Annotated in this window: 10 protein-coding genes and 2 pseudogenes; 6 read left to right on the forward strand and 6 right to left on the reverse strand. The window is 43.2% G+C overall.

All coding sequences use genetic code 11. The annotated features are described in order from the left end of the window. Both putP and V7D75_RS02605 read right to left on the reverse strand, forming a co-directional pair. A pseudogene (gene putP / locus V7D75_RS02600) lies at positions 1-1,298 on the reverse strand (sodium/proline symporter PutP); the annotation flags it as partial. 531 nt (positions 1,299-1,829) lie between these two features. Continuing rightward, positions 1,830-2,702: a LysR family transcriptional regulator gene (locus V7D75_RS02605; RefSeq protein WP_144296455.1), complete on the reverse strand. Its 873-nt coding sequence runs from the start codon at positions 2,700-2,702 to the stop codon at positions 1,830-1,832. Positions 2,703-3,082: 380 nt separating this feature from the next. Here V7D75_RS02605 and leuC point away from each other — a divergent pair. From leuC to V7D75_RS02635, 6 genes and pseudogenes are all read left to right on the forward strand, one after another. Continuing rightward, positions 3,083-4,449, forward strand: a pseudogene (gene leuC, locus V7D75_RS02610) (3-isopropylmalate dehydratase large subunit). Between the two features lie 25 nt (positions 4,450-4,474). Beyond that, entirely contained in the window at positions 4,475-4,939 is a 465-nt protein-coding gene (locus V7D75_RS02615; protein WP_333613287.1) for a hypothetical protein, read from the forward strand. Positions 4,940-4,986: 47 nt separating this feature from the next. Next, positions 4,987-5,637 (forward strand): 3-isopropylmalate dehydratase small subunit, encoded by a 651-nt coding sequence (gene leuD / locus V7D75_RS02620; protein WP_333613288.1) that lies wholly within the window; start codon positions 4,987-4,989, stop codon positions 5,635-5,637. 157 nt (positions 5,638-5,794) lie between these two features. Beyond that, positions 5,795-6,553 carry a hypothetical protein gene (locus tag V7D75_RS02625; RefSeq protein WP_333613289.1) on the forward strand — a complete coding sequence of 253 codons (759 nt, stop codon included), beginning with the start codon at positions 5,795-5,797 and terminating at the stop codon, positions 6,551-6,553. Between the two features lie 177 nt (positions 6,554-6,730). Then, on the forward strand, positions 6,731-7,834 hold the full coding sequence (gene leuB, locus V7D75_RS02630; RefSeq protein ID WP_333613290.1) for a 3-isopropylmalate dehydrogenase: 1,104 nt from the start codon (positions 6,731-6,733) through the stop codon (positions 7,832-7,834). 423 nt (positions 7,835-8,257) lie between these two features. Continuing rightward, positions 8,258-9,361, forward strand: coding sequence for a L,D-transpeptidase family protein (locus tag V7D75_RS02635; protein ID WP_333613291.1), 1,104 nt, complete (start codon positions 8,258-8,260; stop codon positions 9,359-9,361). Positions 9,362-9,592: 231 nt separating this feature from the next. Here the strand turns inward: V7D75_RS02635 and infA are convergent, their stop codons facing one another. From infA to V7D75_RS02655, 4 genes are all read right to left on the reverse strand, one after another. Next, a complete protein-coding gene (gene infA, locus V7D75_RS02640) occupies positions 9,593-9,814 on the reverse strand; it encodes a translation initiation factor IF-1 (RefSeq protein WP_021814850.1) in 222 nt (73 codons plus the stop codon). Positions 9,815-9,956: 142 nt separating this feature from the next. Next, positions 9,957-10,823 (reverse strand): tRNA pseudouridine(38-40) synthase TruA, encoded by an 867-nt coding sequence (gene truA, locus V7D75_RS02645; RefSeq protein WP_333613292.1) that lies wholly within the window; start codon positions 10,821-10,823, stop codon positions 9,957-9,959. Positions 10,824-10,860: 37 nt separating this feature from the next. After that, positions 10,861-11,961 carry an asparaginase gene (locus V7D75_RS02650; RefSeq protein WP_442968904.1) on the reverse strand — a complete coding sequence of 367 codons (1,101 nt, stop codon included), beginning with the start codon at positions 11,959-11,961 and terminating at the stop codon, positions 10,861-10,863. 145 nt (positions 11,962-12,106) lie between these two features. Beyond that, positions 12,107-12,973: FimV/HubP family polar landmark protein (locus V7D75_RS02655; RefSeq protein WP_333613293.1), on the reverse strand; the 867-nt coding region annotated here is incomplete at its 5' end.

Consider the following 12,973-nt stretch of genomic DNA (forward strand, 5'->3'; position numbering starts at 1 on the left):
ACCAACCACCATACCGGCGACAGCGCCATTGCGGTTCATGCCGCGCCATGTCAGACTGAAAATAACCAAAGGTCCAAATGCCGCACCAAACCCTGCCCAAGCGTTAGAAACTAAGTTCAATACAGAGCTTTCTGGATTAGACGCCAGCAAAATAGCGACAACGGCCACCACAATAACTGAGATACGGCCGACCAATACTTGACGCGCTTCTGGAGCGTCTCTATCAAAGAAAAGCTTATAGACGTCTTTGGTCAATGAGCTTGATACCACGAGTAGTTGTGATGATATGGTACTCATAATTGCGGCTAAAATGGCCGCTAATAAAAAACCTGAAACAAGTGGGTGGAACAAAAATTGCGTGAATACCAAAAAGATGGTTTCAGGGTCATCTAGCGTCATTGCCGTTTTTTGCACATAGGCGCGGCCCGCGATACCCGTAACACAAGCACCGATCAGGCTGATAATCATCCAGCTCATACCGATATTACGTGCTGTTGGCACATCTTTCACTGAACGAATCGCCATAAAACGTACGATAATATGCGGCTGACCAAAATAACCAAGGCCCCAAGCGAGTAAGGAGATAATACCTAAAGCTGTCATGCCACTCGTAATATCGAGCATGCTTGGATCGATGGCTCTGATAGCATTGGTCGTTGCGCTTACACCACCAAGGTCAGTCAAAGCAACGATAGGGACAATCACCATGGCAAAGAGCATGATAATACCTTGCACAAAGTCGGTCATTGATACCGCTAGGAAACCTCCAAATAGCGTATAAGCGACGACGACGCCAGCGGTTAACCTGTACTGTAAGAGAGGTTGAGCGAGCTTTCAAAGAGCTTACCGCCACCGACCAAGCTTGCGGCGGTATAGACAGTAAAGAATAAGATAATTACCACGGCTGAGATAACCCGCAGTAAATGCGATTTGTCTTCAAAGCGGTTAGCAAAATAATCGGGTAAAGTGATGGCGTTGTCAGCGACTTCGGTATAAACGCGAAGACGCGGTGCCACGATAATGTAGTTTAAAAAAGCACCCAAGGTCAAACCGATGGCGATCCAAGCACTGACCACACCGTCAGCATACATGGCGCCTGGCAGGCCAAGGAGCAACCAACCTGACATGTCCGATGCGCCTGCTGATAAAGCCGTTACGGCAGGGCCTAGACTACGACCACCGAGCATATAGCCTTCAGTATCATTGGCTTGCTTAAAATAAGCATATACGCCAATCCCAATCATGACTAAGAAATAGGCGCCAAGTGATATCAGCACGCCACTAGAAACTCCGTTCATATAAACTGTCCTTAACCAACATAGTTGGCTGTCATTATTTTTAACGAGAAAAATTGAGTCTTATAAGACGCTGCTTAAAAACCATATCTCAATGTATCTCAAGATAAAAAATCTAAAGACGAAAAAAGCCATTAAGTAGGACATAATGGCTTTTATTCAAAATCTGCTGTTAGTTTTATATGATTGGTGTGGTTGTGGGCTGATACCTACAAAGTTATGATGAAATGCAAACGGCAAACTTGTAGCGCAATCTTATTTTCTCACTTGCTCGCATCAAATCATCATTTATAAATATCAGCCGCTTATATAACCAATCATTTAAAACCATCAAACCTACTGCTTACTATCATATATTACTAGAAGTCTTCAATATATGATTATCAGTGAGTTTCAGGTAAAATTATGTTATCTAAACAACGTCAGACGTATTATAACGTATGAGTCACACAAATGCGAACGCGCCCATTTGTCGAATAAATATCTTGCTTAGCGAATAATTTAAAATCGCTTGCCAATGATTGAGTCGATGGTTTAGTCAATCGGCGCAAGCAAATCTAGTAAAGCTGTTACGCTACTAGATTGGGTAAGTTTTGGATTAATGACCACGCCCAAATAACGCTGTAATTCGATATTATCGGCCATATCGATACGTTCCAAATCTTGGCTGACCATGGTTTGAGGCAATACTGACCAGCCAAGTCCCACAGAAACCAGCATGCGGATAGATTCTAATGGGTTGGTACTCATAGTGGCATAAGGTTTTAAATTATGCTTGGCAAATTCCGCTAAGGTAATCTGGCTGGTAAAGGTATTGGCAGACGGTAAGATAGCAGGGTAGCGCGCCAATTGCTCGAGCGTTACATTAGACTTAGTCGCTAAAGGCGATAACGTACCAGTCATAAAGTAAAGCGGATCTGACCACAAGGTATGATAGGTTAAGCGCTTATCGTAAACGGGTGGCAAGGTTAAAAATGCGAGTGACAAATCGCCATCGAGCACGGCTTTATGAGCCGTTTCTGAATCGACAAAATGCACTTCTAGCTGCACGGCAGGATAGGCTTGAATAAAATGCTTGAGTACTGGGGCTAAGTGGTGCAAGCCAATATGGTGGCTGGTGCCAATAACGAGTTTGCCCGAGACAATATGCTGCGAATGCTGGAGATTGATTTTGAAGTTTTCATAATCTTCAAGCCAGCGTTTGGCATGAGGCAACATCTCACTGGCCGCTTGCGTTGGAACAATACCGCGCCCGACTGTATCAAATAGGGTGATGTTAAATTCGTCTTCTAAGTTTTTAATACGTTTACTGACCGCAGGCTGAGTGATAAACAGCTTTTCTGCGGCACCTGAAATGCTGCCTGTTTGCATAACCGTGACGAATGTCGTCAAATTTGTGGTATTCACACCGATGTCCTTAGCTAGTAGCGAGCTATAATTAAAAGTTGGCTGACCTAATCAAAACGAATTAGAAATAAAAGTTTGTGACTATGTAAAAATCATCAATTATTATTATAGGATTAGCCTGCTATAATCACAAGACATCAAGACGTATTGTGACATATTTATTCTGTTAAGCGCATTTTTGACAGCGTATTGCTTGTTTTACTAAGCTTGTAGCACTATAAATAGTCATTATTATAAAATATTTGCTTTTATAAAATCTCTGGTTAATTAAATATTAGATGTAAATAGCAACTTAAAGTGCGCCAGCAAATAGATTAAGTCATACTTTCATTAGTAAAGTAATAAGCCATTTAGTCATTAGTAAATAAAAGGATAGCAACATGGCCGGTCAAACGTTATATGACAAACTTTGGAATGCTCACGAAGTCACCAAGCGTGATGATGGTTCGAGCCTGATTTATATCGACCGCCATTTGCTGCACGAAGTGACAAGTCCGCAAGCCTTTGAAGGTTTAGAGCTTGCCAACCGAGAGCCATGGCGTCTGTCGGCTAATATCGCAAGCCCCGACCACAACGTGCCAACAGTGACCAAAGAGCGCGCAGAAGGGGTGTCTGGTATTAAAGACAAAGTATCGCGTCTGCAAGTGCTGACCTTGGACGAAAACTGTAGCAAGTTTGATATTGCTGAATTTACCATTAATGATGCGCGTCAAGGTATCTTGCACGTAGTCGGTCCTGAGCAAGGTTTGGTGTTACCTGGTATGACGGTAGTTTGTGGTGATTCGCATACCGCTACCCATGGCGCCCTTGGCTGCTTAGCGCATGGTATCGGCACCTCAGAAGTTGAGCATGTACTAGCCACCCAGTGTTTGATTCAAAAGAAATCAAAAAATATGCAAATCCGAGTCACCGGTAAGCTTGGCGCTGGCGTGACCTCAAAAGACGTGGTGCTTGCCATTATTGCAAAGATTGGCACCGCAGGCGGGACAGGATATGCTATTGAGTTTGCAGGGCAAGTATTTGAAGACATGAGCATGGAAGGTCGTATGACCGTCTGTAACATGGCGATTGAAGCGGGCGCACGCGTCGGCATGGTGGCGGTCGATGATACGACGATTGAGTATGTCAAAGGTCGTCCTTATGCGCCAACCGAGGAGCAGTGGGAGCAAGCCGAAGCTTATTGGCGCACCTTGTATTCAGATGATGACGCGGTATTCGATAGCGTGATTGAGTTGGATGGTAGCGAGATTGCGCCGCAGGTTTCTTGGGGAACTTCACCTGAGATGGTCGTAGATATTACCCAGTCAGTACCAACCCCTGACCAAGCAGTTGATGAAGCACAAGAAGAAGGTTGGTTACGCGCTTATACTTATATGGGTTTAGACGCTGGGCAAAAAATTACTGATATTCAGCTTGATCGTATTTTTATTGGCTCATGCACTAACTCACGTATCGAGGATTTACGTGATGCCGCAGCGGTGATTAAAGGCCGGAAAGTTGCTGATAATATTAAAGAAGCGATCGTCTTAGCGGGTTCTGAGCAGGCTTTGAATGGCGTGAGCCGGGTTGTTCTATGTGTCTTGCCATGAATGCCGATAAGCTAGAGCCAGGGGAACATTGTGCCTCAACGTCTAACCGTAACTTTGAAGGTCGTCAGGGCAATGGCGGTCGTACGCACTTGGTCAGCCCAGCGATGGCAACAGCAGCAGCGTTGGCGGGTCATTTCGTCGATGTGCGCACGTTTTAACTTTGCATTTCTATAGCGCATAAAAATGAAAATGCTGTTTGTTTTATTTTGCTTATTGGGTAGCTCTCAGCTAGCGATGGCTCGTGATTACTGTAACGGAAGATTTGCCTATTGTGTCAATGTGCCAAATCAATTGACATGGTTGCCTGAGGCAGATAATGGTGATGGTCGTCATTTTAAGTTACCCAATTCTAATGCTACTATTTTGGTCTTTGAGAGTAATACACCAATTGTCTTCTTTTATACAGATAGTGATTATCTAAAAGAGAAGCAGCATAGATATAAAACAGGCACGACAGTTACTTACGAGCTGTTAAAAGATAAAACCTATACAGTAAGCGGCTATAGAAAAGACGGTCAAGTTTTTTATCATGTTACTAAAGTTAAGGATGGTCAGGAAGCAGTATTACATCTGAACTATCCTGAAAGCGAAAAAACTAAAATGACAAGTATTGTTAAACAAATGGCACGCTCTTTTAAGATTCATTAGACCGTCAAAAAAATTTACGTTAGTAATCGATATCTTAAGGAAATCTTATGCAAGCTTATAACACTCAAACGGGTATCGTTTGCCCATTAGATCGCGCAAACGTCGATACCGACCAAATTATCGCCAAACAATTTTTAAAATCCATTAAACGTACCGGTTTTGGCGTCAATCTATTTGATGACTGGCGTTATCTTGACGAAGGCTATCCGGGTCAAGACAGTAGCACTCGCGTGATTAATCCAGATTTTGTCCTGAACAAGCCGCGTTATCAAGGTGCAACCATTTTGCTGGCACGCAGAAACTTTGGCTGTGGCTCAAGCCGTGAGCATGCGCCTTGGGCACTTTCAGAATATGGCTTTCGCACGATTATTGCACCGAGCTTTGCAGATATTTTTTACAATAATTGCTTTAAAAACGGCATGTTGCCCATCGTGCTAGATGAAGCCATCGTCGATACTTTGATGAAAGCGACGCTCGCCAATGAAGGCTATGAATTAACTGCCGATCTTGAGCGCCAAGTGGTCATCACTCCAAGCGGTGAAGAGTACGCTTTTGAGGTCGATGAGTTTCGTAAGCATTGTTTGCTCAATGGTCTTGACGATATCGGGCTGACTTTGCAGCAAAGCGATGCCATCAAGGAATATGAGCATAAGATGATGCAAAAAACACCTTGGATATTCAATGAGGTTAGAGCTTAGTCTTTGATAAAAACGCTTCATTCAAACATTTTAATCAACATAAAAAAGAGCTCAGCGCTAATACAGCGTTGAGTTATGGGCATTAAGTGGCTAAAATGAATGGCAATCTATTTTTTACCTTATTGTATTTTCTTCCTTATAAATAGTAGACGCCATTATGAATAAAACACGTTTTGCTGTATGGACAGGCACGGCTCTTGCCGCAAGCTTATTATTATCTGGCTGTCAATTGTTGACGGGCTATCAGCAGATAGACTCGGCAGAGAATGCCAAAGCGTGGACAGGCAAAATAAAACCCATCGCTGGCGAAGTAAATATCGCTTGCGTGGGAACGTATCATTGTGAAATAGCGCGCATTGATCAGACACGCATTATAAGCAGTGAGACTCATGAGCCGATCAATCCCACTATGCTAGTCAAGACACAAGAGGCAAATGGCAAAAGTCGGGCGGGCAATAAGCAGGTCTCCGCGCCCATTGCGATGGATATGACGCCGCTGAGCCATAAAAACGCCATTAAAATTGTCCCCTTATCAGCGTCTGCTATGCCTGGGCTTACCAATTATTATGCGCGAGTCACACCTGCGAAGCGCGAAGTGCAGATTAATTTTTATCCAGAAAATAATTTGGGCTATGTTGAGCGTTTTGCGATGATTCACGACTTTATGGAAGAAGGTACGTATCAGCTGCGTGCTTACCAAAAAAAATCTGGCGCAAATTCAGGTAGCTTGTTAGAAACGGCTTCTCCAGAGCCATTATGTGTCGATCTTTATCAAGGCAATAGCGTAAAGCGCCGTTTTTGTAAAGAGATGGGGGCTGAGCACCAAGGAGAGTTTGTAGAAACTCGTGTGGTTAAGGCTGCGCCTGCTCAAACGCCATCAGCAGCGAAAAATAAAGTGAAAACCAAAGCGGGCTAGATAAAATTGAATAGAAAACGGTACTAACTATCGACGATAGACCATGACTTCTTGCGCAGCTCATTGCCCAAGAAGTCGTTTTTTAACAGGCTATATAAGCATAAGCCTGCTAGCAATACGATAAGTGGTAATACCATAAACAACAACTTATTTCCCCATTTACCCACAAGGATTAGTATGGCAACGATTTTAACATTAGCAGGCGATGGCATCGGCCCTGAAATCATGACTCAAGCCATTGATGTGCTAAATGCTGTCAATGATAAGTTCGCTTTAGGTTTGACCCTAGAATCTGGATTAATTGGCGGTGTGGCGGTTGATGCAACGGGTGAACCGTTACCAGAAGAAACTCTCCAACGGGCGCGCGTAGCGGATGCCGTGTTATTGGGTGCGGTTGGTGGTCCTAAGTGGGATGGTATCGAACGTAGCAAACGCCCTGAACGTGGTCTGCTTAAAATTCGTAGCGAGCTTGGTTTGTTTGCCAATCTGCGTGTGGCTAAACTCTATCCGCAGCTTGCTAATGCTTCAAGCATCAAGCCTGAAATTATCTCAGGTTTGGACTTGTTAATCGTTCGTGAATTGACTGGCGGAATTTATTTTGGTGAGCCGCGCGGTATTCGTACCCTAGAAAATGGCGAGCAGCAAGGCTATAACACCATGGTTTATAGTACCAGTGAAATTCAGCGTATCGGTAAAGTTGCTTTTGAGTTGGCAAAAACCCGCGCACAAGCAGCCGGTACACCCGCCAAGGTTTGCTCAATCGATAAAGCCAATGTCTTAGAAGTCACCGAGCTGTGGAAGCAGACGATGATTGAGATGCAGCAAGCGGATTATAGCGATGTGGCGTTATCGCATATGTATGCGGACAATGCTTGTATGCAGCTGATCAAAGACCCTAAGCAGTTTGATGTGATGGTCACGGGCAACATGTTTGGTGATATCTTATCTGATGAAGCGGCGATGCTGACCGGCTCTATCGGCATGCTACCATCGGCGAGTCTAGACGCAGCGGGTAAAGGGATGTATGAGCCTTGCCACGGTTCAGCGCCTGATATCGCCGGTCAAGATAAAGCCAATCCATTGGCGACTATTTTATCTGTGGCGATGATGCTGCGGTATACCTTTAAACAAGAAATCGCCGCGCAAGCGATCGAGCAAGCGGTCAGTGAGGTACTTGATGATGGCTTACGTACCATTGATATCCTCGATAGAAGCGAAGCAGGCCTTAAGCAAGTAGGCTGTCAAGAGATGGGGCAGGCGGTATTGGCCAAGTTGAGCTAGTAAATACAGCTTTAAATAGAAGCTGATATTTCTATATCCTACTCGTTTTAAAGCTTAAGAATGATATTCCCATAATTTGCCAAGCAAGTTATGGGTTTTTTTATGCCCATATGGCTCATTTATGCACCGTAACAGACTTACCCAGATAGTCGCAAAAAAAGCCTTTTTTTAACACAGCTACCGCAGGATATAGGTTTAATTAACACAAAGCTGTTATATCCTCACACGCCGATCTGTCACTATAAATGGCTCATTAGCCCATTAAAGTAGAGATTGTTTATCTGCACTATTTTTGTCTGACATCATAATAATTTAAAAACCATTAAGCTCTAAATAAAATATTTATAAACAAAGAGTCTTGATAATCAATTTTTCATTAAATTCTAATAAGAACAATACCAATAATAATTCTAGGAGTTTTACATGTATCAATTAACGAAAATTACTAGCGCATTAGCAGCACCAGGTTTATCGGCGGCTTTAGTGATGAATCCAAGCTTTGCTGCCACTGACCATACTAGAACTGACAATAATAAAGATGTTAGCCCAGTAACCAACGGCGTCAGTCAAAAAGTTGCCGGTAATAGTAAAGCAGCCGCGTCGTTAAATAAGTATTTACCAACCATCAAATATACGACAGAAAATCTACCAGTGGTGGCGCAAAAGATAAACACAGCTACGTGGGAAGAAGGCGCTAAGATTGATCGTAATCTTGGTACTAAGCTGCAGGGTTTACTAAGTTGGAATCAACATGGCGTAGGCCCTGTCGATGGCTATTGGGGTAAAAATACACTTAAAGCCATGCAAGCGTTTCAAAAAGCCAATGGCTTGACGGTAACTGATAATTTAAATAACGAGACTTGGCAAGCATTAACTAAAGATGACAAGCTAACGACGCAGCCAGTATTGGTTGGTTATCAGCTTAGCGAAGCAGACGTTAATATCAAAACCACCACCATTCCTGCTGGCGCAGAAGCCAAAGCCAAGCTCGATGGCATGTATTATGAAAGCGTAACGGAAGGCTTAGCAGAAAAGTTCCATATGAGCGAAAAATATCTTAAAGCGCTCAATCCTAATGCTAAATTCAGCGCCGGCGAAACCATTACTGTTTATAACCCGGGCAATCCACATACCAAATCTGTGAGCCGTGTCGTTGCTGATAAAGCAACCGAAACGTTATATGCTTATGACGATAAAAATAACTTAATTGCCAGTTATCCGACCACGGTAGGTAGTACTGCAACGCCATCACCAACCGGTACGCATACGGTAGAAGTAAAAGTACATGAGCCTAATTACACCTATACGGGTGACGATGGCAGTAAGTCTATCATTCCGCCAGGCCCAAATAATCCGGTCGGTCTGGTATGGATAGGGCTGAGTAAGCCTTCTTACGGTATTCATGGCTCGCCTGATCCTGCGCGTATTAGCCGTCAAGCATCTGCTGGCTGTATCCGCCTGACCAACTGGGATGCTTTAGCGCTGTTAGGTGTGATTCAAGATGGTGCTACGGTCGAGTTTAAATAAGAAGTTGTTATGTATAGAGTAATAGGGCTTTAAATCTCAAAGCTTGAAATGAAGACAAAAAAATACCGCTACAATAGCGGTATTTTTTTATGGTAAAAGCAAAAAACTGATATTAGAACACTAAAATTCGCTAGGTAATAATGAGTAGGTTAGCAATGTCATTATTATTATCAGTTAAACCACTCAAGCATTGATATCAATGCTGTTATAACCACTTTAGATAATAAAAATTTAGTTTTTACCACGGTAAGTAATGCGACCTTTTGATAGGTCGTAAGGCGTCATCTCAACCTTAACTTTATCGCCGGTTAAAATACGAATATAATGTTTACGCATCTTACCTGAAATGTGCGCAATGATCTCATGTCCGTTTTCTAAGCGAACTTTAAATAACGTATTTGGAAGGGTGTCGATGACTTCACCTTCAAATTCAATAATATCGTCTTTTGCCATAATTTTTTATCTATCAATCAATTAAAAATAAGACCATATTATACGCAAGTTAGCGGATTAAAGCAATACAGTACCTGATTTTTACTTGACAGCTTGTAAGTGATATGTATGTCTATTTATATTAATGATGCCCGCTTAATATTTAATCAGGCAGGTTAAGCCAAACAGGCGTTACAGGCGCCTTTGGTAATAACTGTTGAAAGCGTTCAGGATAGTAGGCATTGATAAAATACAGGCCGTCACCAGAAGCGGTCGGCGGAGCAATGGTACGGTCTTTTTTAGCTAAAATATCTAAAAAGGCGGCTGGCGGCAACTCATGTCGGCCGATAGCATAGAGTGTGCCCATCAGATTGCGCACCATATGATGTAAAAACCCATCCGCTTGAATATCAAAAACGATAAACTGCCCATGCGCAAATAGTCTGGCGTGACTGACATGGCGAATAGGCTGATTAGATTGACAAGCGGCAGCGCGGTAGCTACTAAAATCATGAGTACCGGCAATATCAGCCGCCGCTAATTGCATCGCCGCTAAATCTAGCGGCTCATAAATATGAGTCACTTGATGGTTTAAAATAGCAGGGCGCTGGGCTTGATTAAGAGTGATATAGCGATAACGGCGGGCAATCGCGCCAAAGCGCGCATGAAAGTCAGCGGGCATCGGTTGAATCCAGCGCAGAGCAATATCATCGGGTAATAAGCTATTGATGCCGCGTAGCCAGTTATGGGTAGGACGATAAGCATGAGTGACAAAATGCGCAATCATATTGCTGGCATGGACGCTTGAATCCGTACGCCCCGCTGCCACTACTTCTACTGGCTCATTGGCGACCTTGCTGATTGCCGTCTCTAACGCTTCTTGGACGCCAAGCACTTCTCGTTGTCGTTGCCAACCATGGTAATTTGTACCTAAAAACTCGATGGCAATGGCTAAGGTGTAAGTTGCTCGGTTTTCAGTTGTTGTATTAGCGTGCTCATTTTTAGTATTTTCGATCTCAGGTATTGTCATGTTAAAGCTTATAGAGTGATAAACAGTGAATAGTTATTTAGCGTTTTTTGATAGTAGTACCGGCCTGATTGACATTATTTAACCAACGCTGACGCCTTCTTGCTGGGGTATCATAACGCAGCAATAGCCATAGCAAGCGCGCATAAATTGCGGGAATGGTTAAGCGGCCGCCGGCAATTACGTGATAATCGTATTGCCAACTGCCCGCCGCATAAGTGTCACTAACGCCGCCAAACGGGCATTGACTGGCACATATCACCATGTGACCTTTTTCATAAGCCAGTTGCAATGTTTCTGCTAAAGCTGACGAATAAGGTACATTACCAGAGCCAAAACCTAATAAAATAATGCCACAAGGCGGCTGTGATAATAAGGCGCGCAGCTGATTGTTTAAAACGTCTATATCATTTGGCAAACAATATAAAGCGTGAACGCGTGCTTGCTCTGCCTGCTCTTTGATAGTGCTGAGCAGTGCTTGCTGATCATCTAGCCAATGCTGGCGGCGAGTATCTGGTAAGTTTTTGATATAACTATTGGCCGGATATGCCGCTCGTGAATGTCCGGTAAACGCCATAAAGTCATGACTATGAATTTTCTGCACGGTTTGTGCAGGCCATGATTCGCCGCCAAAGCTAATTTTCACGCCTGACTCACCAGCTGCCGCCAGTTTTAATGCGTCAGTGAGGTTGTCCCAAGCGTCGCTATGAGCGTCAATAGTATAAGCATCCAGCACCTCACTATCGAGTAAGGGGCGCATGCTACCCGTAACGACAACGCAAATATCGCTGCCAGCAAAAGCCTCAGCCAAAAAAGCCCCTAAGTAACTCAAGGTGTCTGTACCGGTAATTAAAACAAAGCGTTTATGGCTTTGTGCATAAGCCGATAACAACAGCTGATAAAAATGAATAAAATCGTTAGGAGTAAGTTGGCTACTGTCTTTAATCAGACCGTTTTCCAGCCAAGATACGGGCGGTAGGTGCGTAGATGCATTGTGTTCAGCCAATAGTTGTTGCAACGTCGGCAAAAAAACGTCTGCTGATAATGGCGCTAATGGACGTCCATAACTGCCAAAAGTGCCGCCAGCGTAAATGAGTTGAGTAGGTGTGGAGAGTGTTCTTTTCATAGCGGAAGAGGGCATAGTAGGGGCACAATCAAGGAGTAGTGGAGAAAGTAATGATACGAGTAATTTAGCACGTTAAATAGTAGAAAAGCTAACTGCAAAAAAAATCAGCAAGTATTCTTATGCTAATAGAATACTTGCTGATGGAAGAAAATGCTACTTTTTATGCAGTGCGATCTAGGAGTGCTTGCGCTTGACTCTGCTGCTCGCTATTACCTTGTTTAATGACCTCAGTAAGTAAACGTTTGGCACTATCATATTCACCCAATTGTACGTATTGACTGGCTAAGTCTAAGGTGACTTGATTGCTGTCTAAGGTTTTAACAAAATCAAAGTCCGCCGCAAAACGTGATGAAAAGTCCTCTGTGGCTTCAACATCAGTATCAGCAGTAAATTCACTTTGAACATTGCTCTCAACTTCGCTTACAACGTCAACAGGCGTCGTCGCTGTTGGAGCGCTTGCTAAAGAGTCAAAGTCTAAACTATCATCGATCAAAGTATTGTCATCGAATCTGCCAGTAGTTGGCGCGGCACTAGACGCTACTGTTTCGTTGGTTTGATCATCTGCTGCATCCACATCTTCGAAACTAAGCTCGTCGATGCCATTGCTTTCCAAAGCACTGTTATTCTCTGATGGATGGTCTTCAAAAACAAAGTTGTCGAATTCAAAATCATTTAAGCTATCATCAATAACAGCAGAAGTTTCATCTGATAATGATTGTACTTCAACTGGTGTGTCGTTATTATCATCTATACTAACGAGAGATAAAGCAAGATCGTCTTCTAATGAGCTGACGTCGGTAATAGACTCATCATTAAGACTCACATTAGTTTCGCTCGTATCTAGCTCTAAGTCTGCTAAATCTAAGACAAAATCTTCATCATCTAATGTTATTTCATCATCAGCGTTGTTTAAATTATCTTTAGACAAAGACGCATTGGTTTCTGACGCAGTATTATCCTGTTCTGCTAAGTCGAAGTCAAAATCCATCTCACTATCGCTATTGTTGTCATTTGCGCCGCTGACCGT

The organism is Psychrobacter sp. (assembly GCF_036731945.1).
Lineage (GTDB): Bacteria > Pseudomonadota > Gammaproteobacteria > Pseudomonadales > Moraxellaceae > Psychrobacter.